Source organism: Nocardia cyriacigeorgica, from assembly GCF_010868145.1.
Lineage (GTDB): Bacteria > Actinomycetota > Actinomycetes > Mycobacteriales > Mycobacteriaceae > Nocardia > Nocardia cyriacigeorgica_D.
Genome location: NZ_JAAGUY010000007.1, coordinates 11377 through 37793, shown reverse-complemented (window position 1 = coordinate 37793; position 26417 = coordinate 11377). Strand labels below are relative to the sequence as shown.

General features: G+C 67.3%; 26 protein-coding genes. 18 read left to right on the top strand and 8 right to left on the bottom strand.

Annotation, left to right across the window (positions count from 1 at the left end):
- The first annotated feature begins 71 nt into the window (after positions 1 to 71).
- The 3 genes from GV792_RS30225 (at position 72) to GV792_RS11425 (ending at position 3439) form a co-directional block, all read left to right on the top strand.
- On the top strand, positions 72 to 650 hold the full coding sequence (locus GV792_RS30225; protein ID WP_163824049.1) for a TetR/AcrR family transcriptional regulator: 579 nt from the start codon (positions 72 to 74) through the stop codon (positions 648 to 650).
- A gap of 185 nt (positions 651 to 835) precedes the next feature.
- Positions 836 to 2290: a phytoene desaturase family protein gene (locus GV792_RS11430; RefSeq protein WP_163824048.1), complete on the top strand. Its 1455-nt coding sequence runs from the start codon at positions 836 to 838 to the stop codon at positions 2288 to 2290.
- Positions 2291 to 2365: 75 nt separating this feature from the next.
- A complete protein-coding gene (locus tag GV792_RS11425; protein WP_163824047.1) occupies positions 2366 to 3439 on the top strand; it encodes an HtaA domain-containing protein in 1074 nt (357 codons plus the stop codon).
- A 67-nt stretch (positions 3440 to 3506) separates the two neighbouring features.
- Here the strand turns inward: GV792_RS11425 and GV792_RS11420 are convergent, their stop codons facing one another.
- From GV792_RS11420 to GV792_RS29015, 7 genes are all read right to left on the bottom strand, one after another.
- The gene (locus GV792_RS11420; protein WP_163824046.1) at positions 3507 to 4427 is read right to left on the bottom strand and encodes a cation diffusion facilitator family transporter; all 921 of its coding nucleotides are present in this window, start codon (positions 4425 to 4427) and stop codon (positions 3507 to 3509) included.
- A 167-nt stretch (positions 4428 to 4594) separates the two neighbouring features.
- Positions 4595 to 5815: a mannose-6-phosphate isomerase, class I gene (gene manA, locus GV792_RS11415; protein ID WP_163824045.1), complete on the bottom strand. Its 1221-nt coding sequence runs from the start codon at positions 5813 to 5815 to the stop codon at positions 4595 to 4597.
- Positions 5815 to 7038 (bottom strand): tobH protein, encoded by a 1224-nt coding sequence (locus tag GV792_RS11410; protein WP_163824044.1) that lies wholly within the window; start codon positions 7036 to 7038, stop codon positions 5815 to 5817. The genes manA and GV792_RS11410 overlap by 1 nt, the downstream gene beginning before the upstream one ends.
- A gap of 235 nt (positions 7039 to 7273) precedes the next feature.
- A complete protein-coding gene (locus GV792_RS11405; protein WP_163824043.1) occupies positions 7274 to 8650 on the bottom strand; it encodes a phosphomannomutase/phosphoglucomutase in 1377 nt (458 codons plus the stop codon).
- 68 nt (positions 8651 to 8718) lie between these two features.
- The gene (locus tag GV792_RS11400; protein WP_163824197.1) at positions 8719 to 9099 is read right to left on the bottom strand and encodes a DUF3499 domain-containing protein; all 381 of its coding nucleotides are present in this window, start codon (positions 9097 to 9099) and stop codon (positions 8719 to 8721) included.
- 144 nt (positions 9100 to 9243) lie between these two features.
- Complete coding sequence (locus GV792_RS11395; protein ID WP_218579946.1) at positions 9244 to 9723, bottom strand: metallopeptidase family protein; 480 nt, start codon at positions 9721 to 9723, stop codon at positions 9244 to 9246.
- A 93-nt stretch (positions 9724 to 9816) separates the two neighbouring features.
- Complete coding sequence (locus GV792_RS29015) at positions 9817 to 10050, bottom strand: WhiB family transcriptional regulator (RefSeq protein WP_029901515.1); 234 nt, start codon at positions 10048 to 10050, stop codon at positions 9817 to 9819.
- A gap of 378 nt (positions 10051 to 10428) precedes the next feature.
- Here GV792_RS29015 and cofD point away from each other — a divergent pair, with 378 nt between their 5' ends.
- The 9 genes from cofD to ahcY all read left to right on the top strand — a co-directional run bounded on the left by cofD (position 10429) and on the right by ahcY (position 19050).
- On the top strand, positions 10429 to 11562 hold the full coding sequence (gene cofD / locus GV792_RS11385) for a 2-phospho-L-lactate transferase (protein WP_218579947.1): 1134 nt from the start codon (positions 10429 to 10431) through the stop codon (positions 11560 to 11562).
- Complete coding sequence (locus GV792_RS11380) at positions 11559 to 12905, top strand: coenzyme F420-0:L-glutamate ligase (protein ID WP_163824041.1); 1347 nt, start codon at positions 11559 to 11561, stop codon at positions 12903 to 12905. Before cofD ends, GV792_RS11380 begins: the two co-directional genes overlap by 4 nt.
- Complete coding sequence (locus GV792_RS11375) at positions 12902 to 13420, top strand: NUDIX hydrolase (RefSeq protein ID WP_163824040.1); 519 nt, start codon at positions 12902 to 12904, stop codon at positions 13418 to 13420. Before GV792_RS11380 ends, GV792_RS11375 begins: the two co-directional genes overlap by 4 nt.
- A gap of 240 nt (positions 13421 to 13660) precedes the next feature.
- The gene (locus GV792_RS11370) at positions 13661 to 14902 is read left to right on the top strand and encodes an alkane 1-monooxygenase (RefSeq protein ID WP_175584270.1); all 1242 of its coding nucleotides are present in this window, start codon (positions 13661 to 13663) and stop codon (positions 14900 to 14902) included.
- Between the two features lie 73 nt (positions 14903 to 14975).
- A complete protein-coding gene (locus GV792_RS11365) occupies positions 14976 to 15158 on the top strand; it encodes a rubredoxin (protein ID WP_163824038.1) in 183 nt (60 codons plus the stop codon).
- 26 nt (positions 15159 to 15184) lie between these two features.
- Positions 15185 to 15367 carry a rubredoxin gene (locus tag GV792_RS11360; protein ID WP_163824037.1) on the top strand — a complete coding sequence of 61 codons (183 nt, stop codon included), beginning with the start codon at positions 15185 to 15187 and terminating at the stop codon, positions 15365 to 15367.
- Positions 15368 to 15407: 40 nt separating this feature from the next.
- Positions 15408 to 16028: a TetR/AcrR family transcriptional regulator gene (locus GV792_RS11355; protein ID WP_163824036.1), complete on the top strand. Its 621-nt coding sequence runs from the start codon at positions 15408 to 15410 to the stop codon at positions 16026 to 16028.
- Between the two features lie 286 nt (positions 16029 to 16314).
- Complete coding sequence (locus GV792_RS11350) at positions 16315 to 17475, top strand: alkane 1-monooxygenase (protein WP_175582963.1); 1161 nt, start codon at positions 16315 to 16317, stop codon at positions 17473 to 17475.
- 90 nt (positions 17476 to 17565) lie between these two features.
- Entirely contained in the window at positions 17566 to 19050 is a 1485-nt protein-coding gene (gene ahcY / locus GV792_RS11345) for an adenosylhomocysteinase (RefSeq protein WP_163824034.1), read from the top strand.
- 71 nt (positions 19051 to 19121) lie between these two features.
- Here the strand turns inward: ahcY and GV792_RS11340 are convergent, their stop codons facing one another.
- Positions 19122 to 19358 carry a hypothetical protein gene (locus GV792_RS11340; RefSeq protein ID WP_163824033.1) on the bottom strand — a complete coding sequence of 79 codons (237 nt, stop codon included), beginning with the start codon at positions 19356 to 19358 and terminating at the stop codon, positions 19122 to 19124.
- 194 nt (positions 19359 to 19552) lie between these two features.
- Between GV792_RS11340 and GV792_RS11335 the strand changes: the two genes are divergently transcribed.
- From GV792_RS11335 to hpf, 6 genes are all read left to right on the top strand, one after another.
- Positions 19553 to 20200, top strand: coding sequence for a dTMP kinase (locus GV792_RS11335; RefSeq protein ID WP_163824032.1), 648 nt, complete (start codon positions 19553 to 19555; stop codon positions 20198 to 20200).
- Positions 20201 to 20278: 78 nt separating this feature from the next.
- Positions 20279 to 20956 (top strand): MtrAB system response regulator MtrA, encoded by a 678-nt coding sequence (gene mtrA, locus GV792_RS11330; RefSeq protein WP_077121577.1) that lies wholly within the window; start codon positions 20279 to 20281, stop codon positions 20954 to 20956.
- 93 nt (positions 20957 to 21049) lie between these two features.
- Complete coding sequence (gene mtrB / locus GV792_RS11325) at positions 21050 to 22870, top strand: MtrAB system histidine kinase MtrB (protein WP_178124423.1); 1821 nt, start codon at positions 21050 to 21052, stop codon at positions 22868 to 22870.
- Positions 22867 to 24690 carry an MtrAB system accessory lipoprotein LpqB gene (gene lpqB / locus GV792_RS11320; protein ID WP_163824030.1) on the top strand — a complete coding sequence of 608 codons (1824 nt, stop codon included), beginning with the start codon at positions 22867 to 22869 and terminating at the stop codon, positions 24688 to 24690. Before mtrB ends, lpqB begins: the two co-directional genes overlap by 4 nt.
- A gap of 89 nt (positions 24691 to 24779) precedes the next feature.
- Positions 24780 to 25412: a ComF family protein gene (locus GV792_RS11315; RefSeq protein WP_163824029.1), complete on the top strand. Its 633-nt coding sequence runs from the start codon at positions 24780 to 24782 to the stop codon at positions 25410 to 25412.
- Positions 25413 to 25655: 243 nt separating this feature from the next.
- Positions 25656 to 26336: a ribosome hibernation-promoting factor, HPF/YfiA family gene (gene hpf / locus GV792_RS11310; RefSeq protein WP_175584268.1), complete on the top strand. Its 681-nt coding sequence runs from the start codon at positions 25656 to 25658 to the stop codon at positions 26334 to 26336.
- Positions 26337 to 26417 lie beyond the last annotated feature (81 nt).

Below are 26417 nucleotides of genomic sequence, written 5' to 3'. Positions count from 1 at the left end.
TAGCGTTGCTAGCTGTGCGAGCAACTGTAATATAGCCGCGCTACTGTGTCTAGCGCTGCTAGTATTTTGGGGTGACCATCCGAACCCGCAAGGACCGTGAACGCGCCGAACGGCATCAGCGCATCATCGACGCCGCCCGTGAGCTCGCCGAGACGCAGGGGTGGGAAGCGGTGACGGTGCGCAAGCTGGCAGACCGGATCGAGTACAGCCAACCCGTCCTGTACAGCCATTTCAGCGGCAAAACTGCCATCGTGACGGCCGTCGCCGAACAGGGTTTCGTCGAGCTCGCAGATCTGCTGCACAGCGCCCGCGTTGCCGCGGCTACCCCCGCCGCCGCGCTGGCCGCCGTTATCGCCACCTACCTCGACTTCGCGGCCACCCACCCCGCCCGCTACGACGCAATGTTTCTGATGCGCACGGAATTGGTTTTCGGCCCGGACGCGCCCGAACCGCTGAAGGCCTGCTACGCCGAAATCGAACAGGCTTATGCCCCGTTCGCCGGATCGGCCGACGTCGAAACGGGGACCGAAGTGACCTGGGCCGCCGTGCACGGCCTCGCCACTCTCGACCAGGGCGCGCGCCTGCGCCCGGACTGGCGCGATGAACGAATGAAAGTGCTGTTCGCCCAGTTGACTTCGGCCGCCGACTGACGAGGCGTGCACACCGACGGCGATCGCCCCGCATCCACGCCTCGGGTGTTTCGATCCGGATCAGCCAGGGGGTCGTGTCGTCGGTCACCGAGGCGTCTCGCCAAGGCCCTCATGGCCGCTGGACCCGCCGCGGGGTGTGAATCCGATGACGGTGCGCGCCCCGAGCCACACGGCAGAATCGGGGTATGGCTGATGTTGTGGTGGTGGGGTCCGGGCCGAACGGGATGGCGGCTGCGGTGGTCCTGGCGCGGGCCGGGTTGTCGGTCGAGGTGTATGAGGCGCAGGACACGGCCGGGGGCGGGTGCCGGACTGCCGAGGTGACGCTGCCCGGGTTCCACCACGACACCTGTGCGGGCGCGCATCCCATGGCCTTGGCATCGCCCGTCTTCCGCGCATTCGATCTGGCAGCGCATGGTGTGGAACTGCTCGTGCCCGAGGCCTCCTATGCGCACCCGCTCGACGGGGGCACGGCAGGGGTCGCGTGGCGCGATCTGGAGCGCACCGCAGCGGGGCTCGGGGTCGACGGTCAGGCGTGGCGGTCACTGTTCGAGCCGCTGGTGCGGGACTGGCCGCAGGTGGTGGACCTGGCGATGTCGGATCTGCGGCGCATGCCCGCGCTGTCACCGGCCGCTGTCAGGTTCGGGCTACGGATGCTGGAGCAGGGATCACCGCTATGGAATCTCCGGTTTCGCGGTGCGCAGGCGCCTGCGTTGCTGTCCGGGGTCGCCACGCACGCGATCACGGTCCCACGGGCGTTGCCCGCGGTCGGTGCAGGTCTGTTGCTCGGCACCCTCGCGCACGCCGGTGGCTGGGTGATCCCGCGTGGTGGCAGCCAGACGATCATCGACGCGCTGGTTGCCGAGCTCACGCGGCTGGGCGGGCGGGTGATCACCGGGCACCGGGTCGACTCGCTGGAAGAGTTCCGTGACGCCCGTGCCGTCCTGCTGGATACCGCGCCCGCCGAACTGCTGCGCATCGGCGGGGAACGCCTGCCCGATGGGTACCGGCGCGGGCTGGACCGGTTCCGCTACGGCGGCGCCGCCTGCAAGGTGGACTTCGCACTGTCCGGCCCGGTCCCGTGGCAGGCCGAGGGGGTTGCCTCGGCAGGCACCGTGCATCTGATCGGCACCCGCGCCGAAGCGATGGAAGCCGAGCGCACCGTAGCCGCGGGCAGGCATGCCGAACGTCCGTATGTGCTGTCCATCCAGCCCGGCGTGGTGGATCCGAGCCGCGCACCCGAGGGCAAACACACCTTCTACACCTACGCCCATGTGCCCAACGGCTCAGATCGCGATGTCAGCGAGACCGTGATCGCACAGGTCGAACGGTTCGCCCCCGGATTCCGTGACCTGATCCTGGCGACGAACGTGCGCACCGCCGTCGCGATGCCCGCGCACAATGCCAACTACATCGGCGGCGATATCTCGGCCGGCGCGATGACCCTGCGCCAGACCGCTTTCCGCCCGGTGCCCCGCTGGAATCCGTACGCCACACCGCTGCCCGGTGTGTACCTGTGTTCGTCCGCGACACCACCGGGGCCGGGCGTGCACGGTATGTGTGGCCTGCACGCCGCTCGTCATGTGCTGCGTTCGCGGTTCGGCGTGCGGACCGATCCGCTCGACCTGCTGCGGGCCCGGTGACTGTGGTACGTGTCCCACCGGGTAGGGCCGAACGTCCCTACTGAGGGTTCGCGCCGCCGTCGTAGATTCGAAGGCGTGAGAACGACACTGCTAGCGGTTGTCGCCATCGCCACGGTCACCGGTGCCGGGACCGTTGTGGGCGTGGCTCCCACCGCCGCCGCCCCGCCCGCTCCCGCGATCGAACTGTTCACCGCCGATGGCCGGACCCCGCTGTCCGATACGCCGGTGCACGTCGGTGACACCATCGTCGTCCGAGGCCGGGGCTTCGACCCCGAGGCCAACACCTCCGGTCTGCCCGTCCCCGTGCCGCCCGGTGTTCCGCACGGCGTCTTCGTCACCTTCGGCGCGTTCGCACCGGACTGGCGGCCTTCCCTTGGCGCGCCGACCACTGCGCGCGCCGCCCAGCGTTCCACGGTGAAATGGGTGCTGTCGAAGTCCGCGCTCGATCGTGTGCCGAGCGCGCCGTTGGACTTCCAGCGCACCATCCGCCACCAGTGGGTCGAGCTGGAGCCCGACGGTGACTTCACCGCGACGCTGCACGTGCGCGTTCCCGAACTGATCCCCGCCGACGCTCGTTTCGGCGTTTACACCTACGGCGCCGCTGAAGCGGTCAACCCCGCCCAGGAGCTCGCGGCACCGGTGGTATTCGATCCGGCGCCGGGCCCGAACGCGCCTGCACCACCACCGCGGGATCTGCGCTGGGCCTTCGCCCCGAGTTTCGAAGCCACCGTCACCGACACCCTCCAGGGCACCCTTGCCGGCTTCGAGGGTGCGGGTGTCCACGACGACGGCAACCTCGGATTCACCTTCGACTCCGCCGATGTCGACGCCACCGGCTACGGCACCGTGCGCTACCGCGGCACCGTCGTCGCCGCGACGCGCTTCCACCTTGGCGAGATCGCCGTGGCCGACCCGTGGATCGAGTTCACGCCCGAGGGAACCTGGCTGACCGCCGAAACCTCCACCTCCGACACCGTCGGCGCGGATTCGCTGGCACGCACCCGCCTGGCCCGCCTCGATACCGGACCGGCCGCGGGGACGACCAGCTGGACCGATGTCCCCGCACGATTCGAGCCGACGCTGCGACCCGCTTCGCTGATGCCATACGCGAACACCCAGGCCGCGCCGATCAGCTTCCGGATCGGCTGACGGCACCGAGCTACGCCCTGACGAAAGCGCCCCTCCACTGCTGTCGCATGGAGGGGCGCTTCGGATGTCAGGCCGGTTGTGTCCGATACAGGTCGGGTTCGAGGTAGATCACCCGAGCGACCGGGACGGCGGCACGGACCCGCGACTCCGCGTCGTCGATCGCTGCCGCGATGGCCGCGATATCCAAACCGGGCGCGATAGCGACCTTGGCGGCCACCAGCAGCTCCTCCGGGCCCATGTACTGGGTCTTGAGGTGGATGACGCGGTCGATCCGTTCGCCGTCGACGAGGTTGTCCCTGATCGCGCGGTCCTCGTCGGGGGTCGCGCCCTCACCGATGAGTAGGCTCTGCATCTCCACGATCAGCACGATCGCGATCACGCCGAGCAGGATGCCGATGGCAAGGGTGCCGATACCGTCGAAGATCGCGTTATCGGTGATCATGGTCAGGCCGACACCGGCGAGCGCGAGGATCAGACCGATCAGCGCGCCGGTGTCCTCGAGCAACACCACCGGCAGCTCCGGGCTGCGGGAATTGCGGATGAACCGCCACCAGCTGGCGCGGCCCTTGAGCGGACGCGATTCGTGGACCGCCGTGCGGAAGCTGTAGGTCTCCAGCCCGATCGCGATGACCAGGATGACGATCGCGACGATCGGCGAGTTCAGTTCCTCGGGATGCTGGATCTTGTGGATGCCCTCGTAGATCGCATACACCGAGCCGAGGGTGAACAGCACCAGCGCGACGACGAACGAATAGAAGTACCGGTTGCGTCCGTATCCGAACGGATGCAGCTCGGTGGCCTCCTTTTCGGCCCGGCGCTGACCGAACAGCAGCAGACCCTGGTTGGCGGTGTCGGCCACCGAGTGCACGCCCTCGGCCAGCATCGACGCTGATCCGGTGATCGCCGCGCCCACGAACTTGGCCGCCGCGATTCCGGCGTTCGCCGTCAACGCGGCGATGATCGCCTTCTTCCCACCACCAGCCGACATCCGGGCTGCCCTCCTGTTCGATGTGCCGCACCATCGCCGTGATGCGCGGTCGGAGTCCGATCGGGTCCGGGCCGGACCAGAGCGGGCCGCGAAACAGACTATGCGAGTCGCGGCCTATCCGCTGTGCCGGATCCGGGTAGTGGGTGGCGCGGGACCGGACCGCAGAATCAGGAAGCGCCGCCAACACAGGCACAGAACACCTGCGCCGGACCGTTCAGCGCCTGGGCGCGGACTTCGGTGTCGGCGGCCGAGATCCAGGCAGCGGCACCGCGTTCGAGGACGAGTTCGGCGTCTTCCTGGAACAGGCGCACCGATCCCGCCGTGCACAGCACGATGCCGGGGCCGGCCTCGGTGAGCGGCACCAGCGCCGAACCCTCGGTCAGATCGAATCGGCGCAGCGCGAATTCCGGTGCGGGCGTGCGATAGCGCACCGATCCGTCACCGGCCGGTTCCGGCAGCACCACCGGCAGCTCGATCGGTTCGAAGTCCAGGACCCGCAACAACTCCGGGACGTCGACGTGTTTGGGGGTCAGGCCGCCGCGCAGCACATTGTCGGAGTTGGCCATGATCTCGACGCCGAGTCCGCGCAGATAGGCATGCAGGTTGCCGGCGTCGAGGAACAACGCCTGACCCGGTTCCAGGGTCAGCCGGTTGAGCAGCAGTGCGGCCAGTACACCTGCGTCGCCCGGATAGTTCTCGGCCAGTTCCAATGCGGTCCGCGCCTCGGCCGCGAACTTGCGTTTGCGGCTCGACAGGTAACGGACACATCCGTCGAGCACCTGTGGCAGCAGCGTGGCGAGCACGTTCTGCGGCAGCGTGATCCACGTGGTGAACAGGGTCCGCAGGCCGTCGGAATCCGGCTGGGCGGCGAGCAGATCCGCGTAGGACTCCAAGAGCGCGACGTCGAGCGCGCGCAGCAATTCGACGGTGCGACGGGGCTCGCGGAAACCGGCCAGCGCCTCGAACCGATCCAGCGCCACCACCAGTTCCGGTTTGTGGTTCTCGTCGCGGTAATTGCGCATCGGCGAATCCAGCGGCACCCCGGCCTGGTTCTCCCGATGAAAACCGGCATGGGCCTGCGCGGAACTGGGATGCGCCTGCAACGACAGCGGCTCCTCGGCGGCGAGGATCTTCAGCAGGAAGGGCAGTCTGCCACCGAATTCGGGTGCGGCGGCGCCGAGTTCACGGTCGGGATCGGCGGAGACCAGCTCGAGCAGCGAGGTGGTCGAGCCGTTGCCGATGCGTACCTGGGCCGGATCGGCGGGGTGGGCACCGAACCACAATTCGGCTTCCGGATGGGCCGAAGGCACCGGTCGGCCGCACAGCCTGGCGAGGGAAGTACGCGAGCCCCAAGCATAGGAGCGCAGCGCACCGACGAGTTCGTGCACTAGTAGCGTCCCCCGTCGAACTGATCCGAGCCGAACTGTTCGGGTGCGGGACTGCTGGTGACCTCGCGGCTGCCGATCAGGCGCAGGTAGGCCGCGGTCATCTCCAAGCGAAGGGCGAGCACGGCGAGTCGTTCCAGGTCGTCGCCGCGAGCAGGTACCTCCGCGTCGGATTCTTCCGGCTGCGGGGCTGCGGGGTCGGTCAGCTCACTGCGCAGCACGTCGAGATCGGCGGCGACCAGATCGGCGTCGACCAGACCCGAGCCGGTGCCGGAGAAGACGGCGAGCTTGCGTCGCGCGGCCATCTCGTCGGCGTCTGTGCTCAACACGAACACCCGCATCCGTTCGACCGGGACCGGACCGTCGAGCTGCTCATCGTGAAACAGCGGGTCGTAGTCGGGCGCGGATTCGCCTGCGGCGGCAACCATTCGGGGATGGGCCGCGACGGCAACGGTGAGATCGACCGCGGTGGCGATGCGGCCTGCCGACTGCACGAGCACCTCGGCGGCATGTCCTGCGAGTTCGGTGGCGGCGGGGGAGTCACCCGCAAGCACCAGGCCGCGCTGCTGCATCCGCGCTGCCAGGGTTTTGGCCGGATTGCGGAACAGTTCATGCTGTGGCCCGTCGCGCAGCGCCTCGGCGTCGAGCAGATCGGCCAGATCACTCAACGCGGGCAGCGACGGCCCGCTGCGGACCGGGTCGATCGCCCGCAGCACGGCGATGCCCACCGCGAGATATCGCAGCAGCCGATTGTGATCGAGGACGGGAAGCCGCGGCGAGAGCAGCGCCGACCGCCCGGCGGCCACCGCGCGGAGCGGACCCTCATGCGGTGCGGCCACCACGACTTCGGCACCACGACGCTGGGCCCGGTCGACGGCGTCGACGAGACGGGGATCGCCCGCATCATCGCCGGCGACCACCACGACATCGAGCGGACCGACCCACGGCGGGACAGCGGCGACGGGCACGATCGGCAGGCCGGCCCGGTCGCCGAGCGCTGCGATCAACATGCGCGCCGCCCGGATGGCCCGGCCGGGGCCACAGACGAATACCAGACTGCGTGGTCGCAGACCGTCCAGCCGCTCCAGGATGCCCTCGTCGACGGCGGCCGCGGTGGCGCGGATCTGGGCGCCACCTGATGCGGCCGAGCGCAGGGCGCCGCCGCTGTCGGCTGCCTCGAGCGACACCGCGTCGTCGAGGTCGAGCACCGGTGTTCCAGCGATCATCGGGCGTCCCACCTCCCCTCATCGCGCTGTGTTCGCCGTCGGCCCGCACCCTTCGGTGTGGCGCCCTCCGGGACCTTCCCTCTCCGGATGGGGCCGGGCGAATCCAAGGTCTGTGCTTCCACTATTCCAGTCGGGAACCGACTATGCCCGAGATCCACGGTCGGGAAGATCGGTCCGTCTTCCTGCGCGAATCCCGAGCATGTGATTCCTTCCCTTAGTAATTCCACTATCCCAGTCAGGACCGCACGATGCTCAGGACTTCGGTTACGAGTGCGTCTACTTCCTCCGGCGATCTGGCTTCGACGTTGAGACGTAGCAGCGGTTCGGTATTCGAGGCGCGCAGATTGAACCAGGCGTCGGCAGGCAGATGCACCGTCACGCCGTCCAGCCGGTCCACCGACACCGCTCGATCGGCGAATGCGTCCAGCACCGCGCCGGTGCGTTCGGCGGCGTCCGCGACGGTGGAGTTGATCTCCCCGGACGCGGCGTAGGTGTTATAGGACGACATCAGCTCCGAGACCGGCCGGTCCTTCTCGCCGAGCGCCGCGAGCACGTGCAGTGCGGCGAGCATGCCGGAGTCGGCGCCCCAGAAGTCCCGGAAGTAGTAGTGCGCGGAGTGCTCGCCGCCGAACACCGCACCGGTCGCGGCCATCTGCTGCTTGATGAACGAATGGCCGACCCTGGTGCGTACCGGTGTGCCGCCCAGTTCGGTGACCAGTTCGGGCACCGCGCGCGAGGTGATCAGATTGTGGATGATCACCGCGCCCGGTTCCTTGCCGAGTTCGCGTTCGGCGACCAGTGCGGTGATCGCCGACGGTGACACCGGGTCGCCGTTCTCGTCCACGACGAAGCAGCGGTCGGCGTCGCCGTCGAAGGCCAGGCCGATGTCGGCGCCGGACGTGCGGACCAGATCCTGCAGATCGACCAGGTTCTTCGGGTCCAGCGGGTTGGCCTCGTGGTTGGGGAAGCTGCCGTCGAGTTCGAAATACAGCGGCACGATCGACACCTGCGCCAGGCTGCCGAGCACCGCTGGCACGGTGTGCCCGCCCATCCCGTTGCCCGCATCCACCGCGATCGTCAGCGGGCGGATCTCGGTCAGGTCGACCAGCTCGCGCAGGAAGGTGGCGTAGTCGTCGAGCAGATCGGTCTCGGTGGCGCTGCCGCGCGCGCCGTCGTAGCCGGGTACACCCGCGGTGACCTCGGCGGCGATGGTGGCGAGGCCAGTGTCCTGGCCGACCGGTAGCGCCTTGGCGCGGCACAACTTGATGCCGTTGTAGCGGGCCGGGTTGTGGCTGGCGGTGAACATGGCGCCCGGGCAGTCCAGCTTGCCGGAGGCGAAGTAGAGCTGATCGGTGGACGCCAGGCCGATGTGCACCACATCGAGGCCCTGCCCGAGCACGCCCTCGGCGAAGGCGGCCGCCAGTTCGGGGGAGGAGTCGCGCATATCGTGCCCGATGACGACCCGCCGCGCGTCCTCGGCGCGCATCAGCCGCGCGAACGAAGCCCCTACGTCGGAGACGAATTGGGCATCGATCTGGTCACCGACCACACCGCGGACGTCGTAGGCCTTGATCACCGCGTTCACGAAATCGGCAGGGCGGGCGACTGTCATAGCGAACACCCTAGTGCCCGCGCGGTGCGGCGCTGACATGGTCCCGGTAGTTGCCCGCGGGCACGGCCTCAGCTGGGCGGATCAGGCAGTACGCGCAGATGTCCGCGGCGGCCGGTGCGGGTGGCGCGCGGGGGTGGAGGCGCGTAGTCGCGGTAGCCGTGCTGGTCTGGTTCGGGCGGACGGCGGCGCAGTCCGGCTTCGCGAACCGCCTCGGCCAGCGCGGTCAGATCGTCGTCGTCGGGTGTGCTGGAGGAGAATCCGCCTTCGTGCCGGACCATGTCCCAGCCCTTGGGCGCGGTGATGCGGGAGGCGTGCGTCTCGCATAGGTCCCAGGAATGGGGTTCGGCTACCGTCGCGAGAGGTCCGACCACCGCGGTCGAGTCCGAGTAGACATAGGTGAGCGTCGCGACGGCCGGATTCTTGCAACCTGGTCGGCAGCAACGACGCATGGGAATCACGCCAGTGAGAGTAACCCCCTTGGCGGTCAGAGATGGGTAGACACGCTCAGCGAATCCCTCCCGATCGGCGCGTCGCAACTCCTCCGGCCCGCCGTCAGTGACCGATTTCGCACCGATGCGCGGGCGATCGCGCGGTCAGTTCGGTTCGGGATCGATGACGTCTGGATCGACGCCGAGATAGGTAGCGATCTGCTGGACCAGGACCTCGCGCAACAGCTCCACGAGATCGTCCGGATCGCCCGCCCGCAATTCGAGCGGTTTGCGGAACAACACGACCCGTGCCCGGATGGGGGTGCCGTGCCGGTCGACGCCCGCCGGGATGAGTCGCGACAGCGGTACCGGTCCGTCGGCGACGACCTCGTCCGGCCAGGTGACCGAATCTGGGTGCAGCGGACGGATTTTCGGCACATCGTCGACGGCGATATCGAGTTTGGTGAGCCGATCGTGCCACCGCGAATCCAGCGGGGCGAAGGCCTCGAGCACCAGGCGGTCGAACTTCTGTCCGCGGGTGCGCCAGGCGGGGACGGTCGGCGGCAGCATCGGCCCGCGTACTCCGCGGCCACGGCGGGTCACCGACCGGGCAGTCGGGGGACGTCGGTTGCGGGAGCGTGCCATACCCGAAACGTTAGTCAGCTACCGCGACATACTGTCGGCCCGCCCCGGCCACACACACCGAGGCGGGCCGGCCGGGTCCTGGCAGGCCCCGGTTCAGCCGATGCCGCGCTTGAGCCTGCGGCGTTCGCGTTCGGACAAACCGCCCCAGATGCCGAAGCGTTCATCGTGTGCGAGTGCGTATTCCAAGCACTCGTCGCGAACCTCGCAGCCCATGCAGATCCGTTTCGCTTCGCGAGTCGAGCCGCCCTTCTCGGGGAAGAACGCCTCCGGATCGGTCTGGGCGCACAGGGCACGTTCCTGCCACTGTTCCTCGATGGACTCGAACATCTCGTCGAAACCCGGCACGACCAAGCTGAGTTGGGGCGCCGAATCGCGCTCACCCCCCTCATGGTCCTTCCACCCGGCCTCTGCGCAGACGCTACGTGCTGCGCCTGCCGTGGAATCGGTTTGCGATACGCCGCCCGGCATGCCCGAAGGGGCCAGCTCATTGGCCATCGCTCCGCCTCCTCACTGTGTGTTAGCGCAGAATGCTTCTTTCCGCCGGACCAACACGCCTACCGACGGCACTACTCCGCGACGTTGTCTCGCGGACATCCCCGAACATGCCGCCCCGGCTCGAACATTCGTTCGAAAAGCCGTTCGCGCGTTGAACTCTCGCGCGAGCCCGGAATGACATGACTGTGATTAGACACGCCGAACGCGTCGATGGTCAAGCCGCTGTCGCTATTCCGTTACTATCCGGCAGCGCTTTCGAAGACGATCTTGATCCGTCATATAGCAAATGAGCAGCAAATATGGCTCCAGGCGGCGCCGATCCGGGGGCGCTTAGGCTATGTGGATGTGACTTCAGAACAAGCGGACATCGCACCCGTCAATGGGCCCCGTATCGCCGTCCTTGTCGGCGGAGTGGGTGGTGCGCGGTTCCTTCAGGGTGTTCGGGAACTACTGCCCGATGCTGACGTTTCGGCGATCGTCAATGTCGGTGACGACGTGTGGATGCACGGCCTGCGAATCTGTCCCGACCTCGATACCTGCATGTATACCCTCGGCGGCGGAATCGATACCGAACGCGGCTGGGGCCGGGTGGCGGAAACCTGGCACGCCAAGGAAGAGCTGGCCAAATACCACGCGCAGCCGGACTGGTTCGGTCTGGGTGATCGCGATATCGCCACGCACTTGGTTCGAACGGAAATGCTGAACGCCGGTTACCCGCTCTCCGCGGTGACCGAAGCGCTGTGCAATCGATGGCAACCGGGCGTGAAACTGATCCCGGCAACCGACGATCGTTGTGAAACCCATGTCGTTGTCAGTGACCCGGACAACCCTGGCGAACGCCGCGCGATCCATTTTCAAGAGTGGTGGGTTCGATACCGTGCAGACATCGAGACTCATGGATTCGCCACAATCGGCGCGGAGCAAGCCAAACCCGCGCCAAATGTGATCGATATCATAAGCGCCGCTGATGTGGTCTTGCTCGCACCGTCGAACCCGGTGGTGAGCATCGGATCCATCCTCGCGGTGCCTGGCATCCGCGGCGCGCTGCGCACCACCGACGCGAAGGTCATCGGCATCTCTCCCGTCATCGACGGAAAACCGTTGCGCGGCATGGCCGATGAATGTCTGTCGGTCATCGGCGTGGAAACCTCCGCCGAGGCGGTCGGCCGGCACTACGGCGCGCGCTCGGCGACGGGCATCCTTGACGGCTGGCTGATCCACACCACCGACACCGCCGATGTGCCCGGCGTCGAGGTCCGCAGCGTGCCGCTGCTGATGACCGACCCGCCGACCACTGCCGAAATGGCGCGTGCGGCACTGGATCTGGCGGGAGTCAAGCCGTGACCGGCCCCGTCGACCACGCCGCAGGCGAGTTGCGGCTGCTGCCGATCACCGGGCTGCCGGAGTTCCGGCCCGGCGATGACCTCGCCGAACACATCGCGGCGAACGCGCCGTGGCTGGCCGACGGCGATGTGCTCGTGGTCACCAGCAAGATCGTCGCCAAGGTCGAGGGCCGTATCGTCGCGGCGCCGCTGGATCCGGAGGAGCGCGATACCGCGCGGCGAGCGCTGGTCGATCAGGAGGCCGTGCGGGTGTTGGCCCGCAAGGGACGCACCCTCATCACCGAGAACCGGCTCGGCATCGTCCAGGCGGCCTCCGGGGTGGATGGGTCCAATGTGGAGCAGGGTGAATTGGTGCTGCTGCCAACCGATCCCGATGCCAGTGCGAAGGCGCTGCGTTCGGCGCTGGCCGAGCGGCTCGGGGTGGAGGTGGCGGTGGTGATCACCGACACCATGGGCCGGGCCTGGCGTAACGGTCAGATCGATGCGGCCATCGGCTCCTCCGGGCTGCGGGTGCTGCACGACTACGCGGGCGCGGTGGACGGACAGGGCAACGAACTGCACGTCACCCAAGTTGCCGTGGCCGACGAGCTGGCGGCGGCCGCCGACCTGGTGAAAGGCAAGCTCGGTGGTGTCCCGGTTGCCGCGGTGCGCGGGCTGGCCTACACCGACGATGCCTCCAGCGCAGCCGATCTCGTGCGGCGCGGCACCGACGATCTGTTCTGGCTCGGTACCGCCGAGGCGATCGAGCAAGGACGTTCGGAGGCGGTGCTGCTGCGGCGGTCGGTGCGCGAGTTCGCCGCCGACCCCGTCGACCCGGAGCGGGTGCGCGCGGCGGTGTCGGTCGCGCTGACCGCACCCGCCCCGCATCACACTCGGCCGGTGCGGTTCGTATGGCTGCGTGATCGCGCACTCCGGGAACGGTTGCTGACCGCGATGGCCGACAAGTGGCGCGCCGATCTCACTGCCGACGGCTTGCCTGCCGATCGGGTGGAGCGCCGGATCGCCCGTGGCCGGATCCTTTTCGACGCACCCGAGGTGATCATTCCGTGCTGCGTCCCGGACGGCGCGCACGACTATCCGGACCAGCGGCGCCGGGCGGCCGAACAGACCATGTTCACCGTGGCGGTCGGCGCCGCGGTGCAGGGGCTGCTTGTCGCACTGGCCACCGAGGGTCTCGGGAGCTGCTGGATCGGCTCGACCATCTTCGCTCCCGAGACGACGCGCGAGGTGCTCGGCCTCGATGGTGAGTGGAATCCGCTGGGCGCTATCGCGATCGGTCATCCGCTCGACGAGCTCACGCCCCGTCCGCCGCGAGCGCCGGGCGAGGCGCTGGTGGAGCGGTGAGTGCGCAATCGTTGCACGCCTCGGCGACAGCGTTGCTCGAATCGTGGTCGCCGGCGGAGGGGCCGGATGCTTCGCTGCGCGAGGCGATGCTCGCGTTCCTCGGCTCCGCCCCGCGTGGCTGCCTGCGCGAGCACGCCCCCGGCCACATCACCGCCTCGGCGGTGGTGTTCTCCGCCGACGGCAATGACGTCCTGCTGACCCTGCATCCTCGGGTCGGTCGTTGGATCCAGCTCGGCGGCCATTGCGAAGAAAGTGACGTCACCGTGGCGGATGCCGCGCTGCGTGAGGCGACCGAGGAATCGGGGATTGCGGGTCTGCGGTTGGAGCCGCAGCTCTACGGTGCGCAGGCGCATCCGATCACCTGCTCGCTCGGGGTCCCGACGCGTCATCTGGATCTGCTGTTCCGGATCACGGCGCCCGCGGGTGCGGTGCCGGTACGCAGCGTCGAATCGACCGATCTGCGGTGGTGGCCGGTCGGCGCTCTCCCGGATAACGCCGATGTGCTGATTCGCTGAGTCGTCGATATCGCAGCGTTACGAAGGGCGCCCGCACAGCAGGCAGCGTCAGATGTGTATAAGAGACAGCACTGGTGTGGGGGCGCCTTTCGGTGTCTTTGCCGCACCGAAGGACCACGAAATCACGGATGCTTTACAAATTGCTCTATTTGTCTAGACCTAGGACAAATCAACGTCTATCGTCAACTTCAGGTGGTAATGCACATCACAGGTGATGTGTGTCGCATGAAGGAGACGATGATGTCGACTGATGCCGAAACCGCAGGTCTAGCGGCCGAGACGCCGGCCTGGCGGGACCGGAAGCGGTATATGTGGCTGTGGGGGCTGTTCGCGCCCACCGGGCTGTTCACCATCGGGATTCCGCTCATCTGGGCGCTGAACGAACTCGGCAGGACGGGGCTCGCTCATGTGCCGTTCTGGCTCGGCCCGATCCTGGTGTACCTGGTCATCCCGCTGGCCGACATCTTCTTCGGCCCGGACGGTGCCAATCCGCCCGACGAGGTGATGGAGTACCTGGAGAACGACAAGTACTACCGGTACCTGACCTACCTCTACCTGCCGTTCCAGTACGCGTCGCTGATCATGGCCTGCTACCTGATCACCGCGAGTGATCTGAGCTGGCTCGGCCTCGACGGCGGGCTCATGGTGGTCGACAAGATCGGCCTTGCGGTCACCGTCGGCATCATCGGCGGTATCGGCATCAACACCGCGCACGAACTCGGACACAAGAAGGTCGACCTCGAGCGCTGGCTGTCGCGGATCGCGTTGGCCCAGTCCTGCTACGGCCATTTCTATATCGAGCACAACCGCGGCCACCACGTGCGCGTCGCGACCCCGGAGGATCCCGCGAGTTCCCGGGTGGGTGAGACCTTCTGGGCTTTCTGGCCGCGCACCGTCATCGGCGGCCTGCGGTCGTCGTGGCGGCTGGAGAAGGCCAGACTCGAGCGGCTCGGCAAGAAGCCGTTGACCCTGCAGAACGAGGTGCTCAGCGCCTGGCTGATGTCGGTGCTGCTGTTCGCGGTCCTGATCGCGGTATTCGGCGTCGAGCTGCTGCCGTATCTGCTGTTGCAGGCCGTGGTGGGATTCAGCCTGCTCGAAGCGGTCAACTACCTCGAGCACTACGGGCTGGTGCGGCAACGGACGGCCAGCGGACGCTACGAACGGCCCGCGCCGACGCACAGCTGGAACAGCGACCACATCGTCACCAACATCTTCCTGTATCACCTGCAGCGCCACAGTGACCATCACGCCTATCCGACCCGGCGCTATCAGACGCTGCGCAGCTGGGATGGCGCACCGAATCTGCCCAGCGGGTACGCGAGCATGATCCTGCTCGCCTACTTCCCGCCGATCTGGCGCCGGGTAATGGACAAGCGGGTGCTCGCGCACTACGACGGCGATATCACCAGGGCCAATATCCATCCCGCCAAGCACGACGAGGTGCTTGCCCGCTACGGCGCGGCTCCGGGAGGCGCGGCATGAGCGGGTCGGCGCCCGGAGGGGGCAGTGCGCGTAACCACGGACAGCGCCCCGTCCATGCCGCAGGAGGCACAGCATGAGCGCGTATCGGTGTCCGGTGTGCGAGTACATCTATGACGAAACCACCGGTGAGCCGCATGAGGGCTTCCCGGCGGGAACCCCGTGGGCGGCCGTTCCCGACGACTGGTGCTGCCCGGACTGCGGAGTGCGGGAAAAGATCGATTTCGAACCGGTCGGCAGCGACCAGGCGCGACGCTAGTCCGGCGAGAGGAAGAGGTTGACGCTATGACCGACTACAAGCTGTATCAGTGCATCCAGTGTGGCTTCGAATACGACGAAGCCGAGGGCTGGCCGGAGGACGGTATCGCGCCGGGAACCCGCTGGGACGACATCCCCGACGACTGGACCTGCCCGGACTGCGGCGCCGCCAAGGCCGATTTCTTCATGGTCGAGGTCGAGCGGTCGTGAGATTTTGACTGCGACAGATGCCCGTGCCAATGTCGCAGGCATGCCGCGCAACGGGTCGAGAGTCACCTATCAGGAGGCCGCGCGGGAGCTGTTGCGCAGCTCGGTCCTCGACGCGATGCGCGAACTGCTCACCGAGCGCGACTGGTCCAAGATCACCCTGGGTGACGTGGCCACTCGCGCCGGTGTCAGCAGACAGACGCTGTACAACGAATTCGGATCGCGCGCCGGTCTTGCCCAGTCCTATGCCCTGCGGCTGGCCGATGATCTGGTCGACCATGTCGGGGCCGCCATCGACGACAACGTCGGTGACGCCCGCGCCGCCTTCCGGCAGGGCCTGTCCGGCTTCTTCATCGAAGCCGCCGCCGACCCATTGGTGCGGTCGTTGGTCGCGGGCGAGGTGAAGCTCGACCTGCTCCGGTTGATCACCCTTGATGCCGAGCCGTTGGTCGAGCACGCCACCGAACGATTATCGATCGCGTTTCGGCACAGCTGGGTCGATGCCACCGCTGCCGAGGCCGATGTGCTCGCCCAGGCGTTGGTGCGGATCGCGTTGAGCTATATCCCGACCCCGCCCGCGCCCGGCCGTGACGCGCCCGAGGAGCTGAGCGCGTTGCTCAGTCCCTACGTCGAGGCGATTCTGGCGGCACGCGAGCTGCGATAGCTGCGACGCTGCCGGGGGCGGTTCCGTTCGTGGCCTGCACCGTTCGGTTGTGATGACGGGGGTTCGTTCCACTATCGCACGGTGGCCTTTTCTGCCGCTCTCTTATCTCACGCGGCTGTTTGCGGCGAATATGCCGTGACATCGGTCACATGGTTGACCGGACAATGAGTATTTAGCAGGGCTGTAACGGTCGCCACGTTTGGGGACCAACGAAAGGTGTAACAGGCCACACGTCTGAGACTATGGATCTCCGTCGGTGTCAGGGTTCATTTTTAGCGGGGCAAGCGTGCAAACGGTTGGCAAACCGAGGGGATCGGCCGATCCCAAACGCCACTTGTGGTTTCTCGGTCTCATCGCGCCTGCGTGCGCTTTGCTGCCTTCTCAACTGGTGTTACACACCGGGTTGACGATCTTCTGGTGGATCGGTCCGATCATTGTGCTCGGCGTGATCCCACTGCTGGATCAGTTGGTCGGTGAGGACGGCAGCAACCCGCGCGACGAGGATTACGAGCTACTGTCCAACGACCGCTACTACCGGTGGTGCACCTACCTGTTTCTGCCCATCCAGCTGCTCGGACTCATAGTCGCGGGCTATCTCTGGTCCGGTGACGAGCTGAGTGTCGTGGACAAGCTCGGGCTCGCGTCGACCCTCGGGCTGGTCTCCGGAATCGGTATCAATGCCGCGCACGAACTCGGACATCGCGTCGAAAGCCTGGAGCGCTGGCTGGCCAAGATCGCGCTGGCGCAGTCCGGGTACGGCCACTTCTTCGTCGAGCACAACCGCGGCCACCACATGCGGGTGGCGACGCCGGAAGATCCCGCAAGCGGCAGGCTCGGCGAATCGCTCTGGGAGTTCCTGCCGCGCAGTGTGTCCGGCGGCTTCGGTTCCGCGATCCGGCTCGAGCGCGCCCGGCTGGCTCGGCGCGAGCTGCGCTGGTGGAGCGTGCACAACCACATCCTGCAGGCCTGGTCGATGACGGTCGTGCTGTTTGCCGCGCTGATGGTGGCCTTCGGTGTCGAGATCCTGCCGTACCTGCTGCTGCAAGCCGTCATCGGCGTGATGCTGCTGGAGACGGTCAACTATGTCGAGCATTACGGTCTGCTGCGCGAGCGCAGGCCCGGCGGCCGGTACCGGCGCTGTTCTCCACGGGACAGCTGGAACAGCGACCGGCTGGTGACCAACATCTTCCTGTTCCATCTCCAGCGGCACAGTGACCATCACGCCAATCCCGGACGTCGGTATCAGACGCTGCGCAGTTCCCAGCAGGCACCGCAGCTGCCCGCCGGTTACGCCACGATGATCCTGCTCGCCGCGTTCCCGCCGGTGTGGCGGCGGGTGATGGATCCGCGGGTGCTGGCGCACTACGGCGGCAACATCACCCTCGCCAATATCGCTCCGCGCAGGCGTCTTCGGATGCTGGCGCGGCACGGGGTAACCACCGCCTGAGGGCTTGCTCTCGGTTGCCGAACACCGCTGCCGCCGAAGCGACTAGCCTGGCTTCGGAACCGATATCCGGAGAGAGGCTGATCCAGGCGCATGACGACCTCAGAACTTCCCGCACGCACGTCGCTGACCGCCGATGTCCGTAACGGCATCGACTACAAGGTGGCGGATCTGTCCCTGGCCGATTTCGGTCGCAAGGAGATCCGCCTGGCCGAGCACGAGATGCCCGGTCTGATGGCCTTGCGTCGCGAGTACGCCGAGGTGGCGCCGCTGAAGGGCGCGCGCATCTCGGGTTCGCTGCATATGACCGTGCAGACCGCGGTGCTGATCGAGACTCTGACCGCACTGGGTGCGCAGGTGCGCTGGGCCTCGTGCAACATTTTCTCGACGCAGGATCACGCCGCGGCCGCGGTCGTCGTCGGCTCGAGTGGCACCGTCGACGAGCCGAAGGGCACCCCGGTGTTCGCCTGGAAGGGCGAGACGCTCGAGGAGTACTGGTGGGCGGCCGAGCAGATGCTGACCTGGCCGGGCGAGCCCGCCAACATGATCCTCGACGACGGCGGCGATGCCACCATGCTGGTGCTGCGTGGCGCGCAGTTCGAGAAGGCGGGCGTGGTGCCGCCCGCCGATGAGGACCATTCGGCCGAGTACACGGTGTTCTTGAACCTGCTGCGTGAGCGGTTCGAGACCGATAAGGGCAAGTGGTCGGCGATCGCCGACAGCGTCAAGGGCGTGACCGAGGAGACCACCACCGGTGTGCTGCGGCTGTACCAGTTCGCGGCCGCGGGTGAGCTGGTGTTCCCGGCGATCAACGTCAACGACTCGGTCACCAAGTCCAAGTTCGACAACAAGTACGGCACCCGCCACTCCCTCATCGACGGCATCAACCGCGGCACCGACGTGCTGATCGGCGGTAAGAAGGTGCTGATCTGTGGCTACGGCGATGTGGGCAAGGGCTGCGCGGAATCGCTTGCCGGGCAGGGCGCCCGGGTCCAGGTCACCGAGATCGACCCGATCAACGCGCTGCAGGCGCTGATGGACGGCTACGACGTCGTCACCGTGGAGCAGGCCATCGGCAATGCCGATATCGTCATCACCTCCACCGGCAACAAGGACATCATCACCCTCGAGCACATGAAGGCGATGAAGGACCAGGCCATCCTCGGCAATATCGGCCACTTCGACAACGAGATCGATATGGCGGCGCTGGAACGTTCGGGCGCAACGCGTTTGAATATCAAGCCGCAGGTCGATCTGTGGACCTTCGGCGAGTCCGGCAAGGCCATCATCGTGCTGTCGGAGGGTCGCCTGCTGAACCTGGGCAACGCCACCGGCCACCCGTCCTTCGTCATGAGCAACAGCTTCTCCAACCAGGTCATCGCCCAGATCGAGCTGTGGACCAAGCCGGAGGAGTACGACAACGAGGTTTACCGCCTGCCCAAACACCTCGACGAAAAAGTCGCCCGCATCCACGTCGAAGCCCTCGGCGGGACGCTGACCAAGCTCACCAAGGACCAAGCCGAATACATCGGTGTCGACGTGGAAGGCCCGTACAAGCCGGACCACTACCGCTACTGACTCCCCGAAACACGCGAATGGCCCGCCGACACACAGTCGACGGGCCACTCGCGTTCACGAGGCCGGCGTGCTCAACACGCGGCGCCGGGCATGCAGCCGCGGCCGATCCCGGCCAGCAGTTCCAGCGTATTGAGCACGAAGTCCGCACTCCCCGAAGCGCTGCCGGTTCCGCTGTCGTCGACGGGTGCGTTGGCGACCGGTGCAGCGGGTTCCAGCGCCAGCGGCGCAGCGGTAGCGGTGGCACCGGCGACGGTGACGCCAAGGATGACCGCCAGGGCGGCGGTGTGCAGGGCGCGCTTGATCGACATATGTTCTCCCTGTGAGATGTGGAGCCTGTGTGCTCCGAGGCCGGAGATTGTCCGGGCACACCGACAATGCCCGGTGCGCCCGCCGGTGGCGAGACCCGAAACCTATGGGATCCGAATCGTGACCACTTCACATACTTGCGGGGTCGTCGGCAGCGATTTCCGGCCCGGGACCAGCGCCGAGTACCCTGCTGGCCATGGGTGAACTGATCGCGGTCGAGGGGCTCGACGGCGCCGGAAAACGGACGCTGATCGATGGTCTGCTCACCGCCTTGCGCGGGCGCGGCCTGCGGGCGGGCACCCTCGCGTTCCCCGCCTACGGCCGCTCGATCCACGCCGACCTCGCGGCCGAGGCCTTGCGCGGTGCACACGGTGATCTCGCCGCCTCGATCAACGGCATGGCGGTGCTGTTCGCGCTCGACCGAGCCGATGCCGCGGCGGAATTGTCTAACCTGTTGGACAGCAACGACATCGTTGTCCTCGATCGGTATGTCGCTTCCAACGCAGCGTATTCGGCGGCGCGGGCCGAGCAATCCGCCGACGGCGAAATCGTCGACTGGATAGGCGATCTGGAGTTCGGCAGACTGAAGCTGCCGGTTCCCGCGCTCACCGTGCTGCTCGATGTCCCCACCGAGGTCGCCGCCGAACGAGCCCGCAGGCGAGGCGAACTCGACTCGGCGCGCGCGCTGGACGCCTATGAGCGCGACGGTGGTCTGCAGGCGCGCACTGGCGCGGTGTACCGAGAACTGGCCGACCGCGACTGGTGCGGCCCGTGGTGGACATACCGATCCGATGACGATCGCGAGGCCCTACTCGCTCGTTGTGTGGAAATCCTCGGCGAATAAGGTTGGATATGCGGCGCGCGTGCACCAGTAATGCGCGTGGTGGCCCGATACTGGCGTGGGAGATGACAACATAGAGATATGAAGCCGAAGATTCTGGTCGTCGACGACGATATGGCACTCGCGGAGATGCTCACCATCGTCCTGCGCGGGGAAGGGTTCGACCCGCATGTGGTCGGCGACGGCACGCAGGCGCTGTCGGCGGTGCGGGAGATCCGCCCCGATCTGGTGCTGCTGGACCTGATGCTGCCGGGTATGAACGGCATCGATGTGTGCCGCGTGCTGCGAGCCGATTCGGGCGTTCCGATCGTGATGCTCACAGCCAAGACCGACACGGTCGACGTCGTGCTCGGTCTGGAGTCGGGCGCCGATGATTACATCGTCAAACCCTTCAAACCGAAGGAACTCGTCGCCCGGGTGCGGGCGCGCCTGCGCCGTACCGAGGAGGAGCCCGCCGAGCTGCTCACCATCGCCGACATCGTCATCGACGTGCCGGCCCACAAGGTGAGCCGCGAAGGTGCGCAGATCTCGCTGACCCCGCTCGAGTTCGACCTGCTGGTGGCGCTCGCGCGCAAACCGCGTCAGGTGTTCACCCGCGAGGTGCTGCTCGAACAGGTCTGGGGCTACCGGCATGCCGCCGATACCCGCCTGGTGAATGTGCATGTCCAGCGCCTGCGCGCCAAGGTCGAGAAGGATCCCGAGAACCCGGAGATCGTGCTGACCGTGCGTGGGGTGGGGTACAAGGCCGGACCGCCGTGATCGGTAGTCGGTCCGGGTCCATGACTCGGAGGCGGCGGCTTGCCTGAGCACGAAGGCGGCCGCCTCGCCTCGCTTCAGCGAGGACTTGCGCCGGTGGGCGCATGGTTCAAGGGCGTCGGTAGTTCCCTCGGCCATCTGTGGCGGCGATCGCTGCAGCTTCGCGTCATCGTCTCGACGCTGACGCTGTCGTTGATCGTCATCACCATCCTCGGTGTGGTGCTCACCAGCCAGATCACCGATCGGCTGCTGGACGCCAAGATCGACGCGGCCGTCGAGGAGATGGATCGTGCCCGCAGCATGGTGCAGAGCCAGCTGCAGGGCGCCCACGATCCCGCGCTGCTGCAGCAACGACTCGCCGACGCCCGCGGCGCGCTGTCCGATCGTGGCGGTGAAAGCCGCTCCGGCAGTGCGGCGGGCAGTTTCGATTCGGCACTGAGCATCGTCGGCGGAACCCCGCCACAGCAGATCACCGCGGGCCCGATCGACCAGATTCCGGACGAGCTGCGCCGGTTCGTCCAGGGCAACCAGGTCAGCTACCAGTTCGCCACCGTGGCGGATCCGGATGGCTATCGCGGGCGGGCTCTGATCATCGGCAGCCCAAGCGCCGACAACCCCACGCTGGAGACCTACCTGATCTTCCCGCTGGCCAACGAGGAGCGCTCGCTGGCGCTGATGCGCGGCACCATGATGGTCGGCGGCCTGGTCCTGCTCGTGCTGCTGGCCGCGATCACCGCGTTGGTCACCTGGCAGGTGGTCCTGCCGATCCGATCGGCCGCGCGGATCGCCAGCCGCTTCGCCGACGGCCGGCTGCGCGAACGCATGCTGGTGCGCGGCGAGGACGATATGGCGCGGCTGGCCGAGGCGTTCAACGAGATGGCCGAAAGCCTGTCCAACCAGATCACCCAGCTCGAGGAGTTCGGCAACCTGCAACGCCGGTTCACCTCCGACGTCAGCCATGAACTGCGCACACCGTTGACGACGGTGCGCATGGCCGCCGATCTGATCCACAGCAGTAGCGAAGACCTCGATCCCGCCCTTGCACGCAGTGCCGAGCTGCTGGTTACGGAACTGGACCGGTTCGAGGGGCTGCTCAACGATCTACTCGAGATCAGCCGCCACGATGCCGGTGTGGCCGAGCTACAGGTGGAATCGTTGGACGTACGGATGTGTGTGCGCGCCGCGATCTCCACGGTGCGGCATCTGGCCAAGGAATCCGGAGTCGAGGTCGTCACCGATCTGCCGGAGGAGCCGGTGGTCGCCGAGGTCGATCCCCGACGCGTGGAGCGGGTGCTGCGCAATCTGCTGGCCAACGCCATCGACCACAGCGAGGGCAAGCCGGTGCTGATCCGGATGCGTGGCGACGGCGAGGCCAATGCCGTCGCGGTCGTCGTGCGCGATCAGGGCGTCGGCCTGCGTCCCGGCGAGGAGAAGCTGGTCTTCAGCCGCTTCTGGCGTTCGGACCCGTCGAGGATGCGTCGCTCCGGTGGCACCGGGCTCGGGTTGTCGATCAGCGTCGAAGACGCCAACCTGCACGATGGCAGACTGGAGGCCTGGGGGGAACCGGGCGTCGGCGCCAGCTTCCGGTTGACGTTGCCGCTGGTCCGCGGCCGCAAACTCGGCAAGAGCCCACTGCCGCTCGAACCGGGCGCACGCAAGGCCCGAGGTGCCGCACCGGAACCGGAAGCCGAGGCGACCGGCCCGGAGGCAGCGGCCGAGCCGGTTGCCGATCCAGGGGCCTCCGGCGCGGACGGCCCGGCCGCGGGCGATGAGCAGGCGCCAGGTCCCACCGACACGCCGGAGACGCCACCGTCGCACCCGGGCGACGGTACGGCCGCACAGCCCGCCGACGACACGTCCGGCACCGGGTCGCCCACCGACGCCGTGCTCACCGACACCGGAGACAAACAGTCATGACCATGCGGCCCACCGATTCCAGCAGTTCGCGGCGCGGGCGATTACTCGCCGCGCTGTCGGCGGCGCTGGTCGGTGTCCTGCTGCTCGGTGGCTGCGCGAGCCTGCCGGAGTCCTCACAACCGCAGGCGCTCGGCACCATCAACCGGGAACCGACCTCGGCAGGTCCTCCCGCCCCCATCGAGGGCCGCGATCCCGGCCTGCTGCTGCTCGACTTCCTCCAGGCCAGTGCCGACCCGACTACTCGGCATCTGGCGGCCCGTCAGTACATGAACCCGTCCGCGGCGACCAAATGGAACGACGCGGCGGGCACGGTGATCGTGGAGCGGCCCGACACCCTGCTCGAAGAGCGGACCGAGAACACCGCCACCTACCGGATCCGCGCGCAGCGGGTGGCCGAACTCGCCCCCGACGGTGCCTACCGGGCCATCGACGGACCGCCGCTCGAATACAAGGTCGAGATGAGCAAGGTCGACGGCGAATGGCGCATCGATGATCTACCCGACGGTGTCGTCATCGATAAGCCGGCATTCGCGAAGTTCTACCGCCGCTACGTGCTGTACTTCGTCGATCCGACCGGCAGTGGCATGGTGCCAGACCCGCGCTGGATCGCCTCGCCGAAAGATCAGCTGACCCAGCGGCTGCTCACACTGCTCGGTGAGGGGCCACAGCCGGCGATCGCCCCGGTGGTGCTCAATGAACTCGACGCCAGGCGGGTGACCTTGCGCGGCCCGATCACCAAGGCCAATGGTGACCCCGAGGAGGTCGGCGTCGGCCTCGGCGGTGTGCGCATCGACTTCGCGGGGGCCTCCGATCTCGCGCCGCGCGAACGCGAACTACTCGCGGCCCAAGTCGTGCTGACCCTGGCCAAGGCCGACGTGCTCGGCCCGTACATGCTGCTTGCCGACGGCAAACCGCTGGACGAGCGGTTCGCCGCCAACGGCTGGTCGGTCGCCGACGTGCACCAGTTCAGCCCCGAGGCATTCGCCCAGAACCGGACCGGTCTACATGCCCTGCGCGACGGTGGTCTGGTGGAGGTCGGCGGCGCCGGAATCGCTCCGGCCCCCGGCTATTTCGGCGCGGTGCACAACCTGCAATCGGTCGCGCTGACCCCGGACGGGCAATTCGTCGCCGCCGTCGCCGACGCGGGCCGCCCCGCACCGGAGCCGCCGCGGACCCTGATGATCGGCAGTTACGGCGGCAATCAGTTCCCGGTAGCGGAGGGCACCACCATCAGCCGCCCGTCCTGGACGGTCGACGGAACGGCGGCGTGGGCGGTCATCGACGGTGAGCGGGTGATCCGGGTGGTCAACGACCGCTCCACCGGCAATGTGTCGGTGCAGGACGTGGATACCTCCGCGATGACCAGTGGTTCCAATGGTCTGCGCCTACCCATCACCGAAATCAGGATCGCGCGGACCGGTGTGCGGGCCGCGCTGATCGCCGACGGCAAGGTCTACGTGGCGGTGGTCGAACGTCGCCCCGACGGCAAGTTCGCGTTGACGTCGCCGCTGCCCATCGCGGTAGGACTCAGTACGCCGGCGGTATCGCTGAACTGGCTGACCTCCGACACCATCATCCTGGCGCGTGAAGGGGACGTTGACCCGGTCAGCACCGTCTCGATCGACGGCTCCCAGCTCATCTCGCAGACCACCCGTAACCTGACCCCGCCGGTCCGGTCGGTCACCGCGGCCCCCGACCACCAGTACGTCGCCGATTCTCGCGCCGTGCTGGAGTTCACCACCAATCCCGAAGGTGGCGAACAATACTGGCGCGAGGTTCCCGGCCTCGGCGCCAGTGCGGTGCCGATCCTGCCCGGCTGATCGGCAGGTCCGTTCGAGACAGTACCCGGCGTGCCGAACCGGCCCGCGAGACGAGCCTTCGTGTCGGTGGGTGCGGGCACACTCGGGCGATGCGGACGCTGTTGGATCTGGTGTTGCCCCTGGAATGTGCCGGATGCGGGCTGGAGGGCGTCGGTTGGTGCGCGCGGTGTGCCGCCTACCTGACCGGGTGCCCGCGGCGCGTGCGGCCGCGCACCGATCCCGGTGTGCCGTGCTGGACGCTGAGCAGCTACGCAGGCCCACCCCGACGCGCGATCCTCGCCGCCAAGGAGCGGCGACGGCGAGATCTGGCCGAACCGCTCGGCCGCGCGATGGCCTGCGGACTGGCTCGATTACGGGCCGACACCCGGCCGCTGGTGGTGGTCCCCGCGCCGAGCCGTAGGGCCGCGGCGCGGCGGCGTGGCGGCGATCCGGTGACGCGTGCGGCGCGCGCGGCGGCGAGTTGGCTGCCTGGTTGCCAGGTGCGGCCCGCGTTGGGTGTGTGGCGGGGTGTACACGATTCGGTAGGGCTTTCCGCCAGTGAACGCAGGCACAATCTGCGAGGCCGTATTATGACCGGCCCGGCTCCAGAAATCGCGGCAAACTCGCAGGTCGTGGTGGTCGACGACATTCTGACGACCGGCGCGACCGCCGCCGAGTCGGTGCGGGCACTGGCTGCTGCCGAAGTGCAGGTCGACGCCGTGCTGGTGATGTGTGCGGCTTGACTTCAGGAAATTTGCGTGAACAGTGGCGGACCAGCGGTTGTCGTACTAGCGTCGCGGTCACACACCCGAACCGGCAGTTTGGAGGTGGGTCTCGGACAACTGGTGCCGAGCGTCTGTCATCCGACCAGATTGATCGGCACTGCTCAATCCCGCCGCACGCCAGTCGGGTCGTGCGGCCAGATCCGGGAGGTACGCGTGACGACTTCTTCACGACCTTCAGTGCAAGATGTAGATCCTTCGACGCTGGATGCTCAGCGGGCCGAGCAACCCGAGGCGGACCGCCAACGAGTCACCAACGCCGACATCGTGGTGAAGGGCCGCAATGTCGAGGTTCCCGACCATTATCGAATCTATGTGTCGGAGAAGCTATCTCGACTGGAACGCTTCGACCCGTCGATATTTCTTTTCGACGTCGAGCTGTTCCATGAGCGCAATCGTCGTCAACGCAAGGCCTGCCAGCGTGTGGAGATCACCGCCCGCGGTAAAGGTCCGGTCGTTCGTGCAGAGGCCTGTGCGGACAGCTTCTACGCCGCCTTCGAATCGGTGACGGCGAAGCTGGAGAGCAGGCTGCGCCGGACCAAGGATCGCCGCCGGGTGCACTACGGTGAGAAGACGCCGCTCTCGGTCGCCCAGGCCACCGCTGATCTGGTGGACGAGCAACTGTTCGAGCCGGGCGGCGGCGCCCATGAGCATCCTGCAGAGGCTCGCGGTCGTGAGGGCGAACATGCCGACTATGCGGCCGGGCCCGGGCATATCGTGCGGACCAAGGTGCATTCGGCGACGCCGATGACGGTCGATGACGCGCTCTATCAGATGGAGCTCGTCGGTCACGACTTCTTCCTCTTTCACGACAAGGAGACCGACCGGCCCTCGGTGGTCTACCGCAGACATGCCTTCGATTACGGCTTGATCCGCTTGGCCTGACGGCCACGGCCCGCGGCGGGTCGAGCGCCGCCGACGGCCATCCGACAATCCCGACGACCCGGCCGGTGCCTGCGCACCGGC

What these genes read in the sequence shown, in the direction of transcription:
- GV792_RS11430 (WP_163824048.1), top strand. Translation starts at nt 836, where the DNA reads ATGGCTGATGTTGTGGTGGTGGGGTCCGGGCCGAACGGGATGGCGGCT.
- GV792_RS11420 (WP_163824046.1), bottom strand. Translation starts at nt 4,427, where the DNA reads ATGTCGGCTGGTGGTGGGAAGAAGGCGATCATCGCCGCGTTGACGGCG.
- GV792_RS11410 (WP_163824044.1), bottom strand. Translation starts at nt 7,038, where the DNA reads ATGATCGCTGGAACACCGGTGCTCGACCTCGACGACGCGGTGTCGCTC.
- GV792_RS11405 (WP_163824043.1), bottom strand. Translation starts at nt 8,650, where the DNA reads ATGACAGTCGCCCGCCCTGCCGATTTCGTGAACGCGGTGATCAAGGCC.
- GV792_RS11400 (WP_163824197.1), bottom strand. Translation starts at nt 9,099, where the DNA reads ATGCGTCGTTGCTGCCGACCAGGTTGCAAGAATCCGGCCGTCGCGACG.
- GV792_RS11395 (WP_218579946.1), bottom strand. Translation starts at nt 9,723, where the DNA reads ATGGCACGCTCCCGCAACCGACGTCCCCCGACTGCCCGGTCGGTGACC.
- GV792_RS29015 (WP_029901515.1), bottom strand. Translation starts at nt 10,050, where the DNA reads ATGTTCGAGTCCATCGAGGAACAGTGGCAGGAACGTGCCCTGTGCGCC.
- cofD (WP_218579947.1), top strand. Translation starts at nt 10,429, where the DNA reads ATGGTCAAGCCGCTGTCGCTATTCCGTTACTATCCGGCAGCGCTTTCG.
- GV792_RS11370 (WP_175584270.1), top strand. Translation starts at nt 13,661, where the DNA reads ATGTCGACTGATGCCGAAACCGCAGGTCTAGCGGCCGAGACGCCGGCC.
- GV792_RS11365 (WP_163824038.1), top strand. Translation starts at nt 14,976, where the DNA reads ATGAGCGCGTATCGGTGTCCGGTGTGCGAGTACATCTATGACGAAACC.
- GV792_RS11360 (WP_163824037.1), top strand. Translation starts at nt 15,185, where the DNA reads ATGACCGACTACAAGCTGTATCAGTGCATCCAGTGTGGCTTCGAATAC.
- GV792_RS11355 (WP_163824036.1), top strand. Translation starts at nt 15,408, where the DNA reads ATGCCGCGCAACGGGTCGAGAGTCACCTATCAGGAGGCCGCGCGGGAG.
- ahcY (WP_163824034.1), top strand. Translation starts at nt 17,566, where the DNA reads ATGACGACCTCAGAACTTCCCGCACGCACGTCGCTGACCGCCGATGTC.
- GV792_RS11340 (WP_163824033.1), bottom strand. Translation starts at nt 19,358, where the DNA reads ATGTCGATCAAGCGCGCCCTGCACACCGCCGCCCTGGCGGTCATCCTT.
- GV792_RS11335 (WP_163824032.1), top strand. Translation starts at nt 19,553, where the DNA reads ATGGGTGAACTGATCGCGGTCGAGGGGCTCGACGGCGCCGGAAAACGG.
- mtrA (WP_077121577.1), top strand. Translation starts at nt 20,279, where the DNA reads ATGAAGCCGAAGATTCTGGTCGTCGACGACGATATGGCACTCGCGGAG.
- lpqB (WP_163824030.1), top strand. Translation starts at nt 22,867, where the DNA reads ATGACCATGCGGCCCACCGATTCCAGCAGTTCGCGGCGCGGGCGATTA.
- GV792_RS11315 (WP_163824029.1), top strand. Translation starts at nt 24,780, where the DNA reads ATGCGGACGCTGTTGGATCTGGTGTTGCCCCTGGAATGTGCCGGATGC.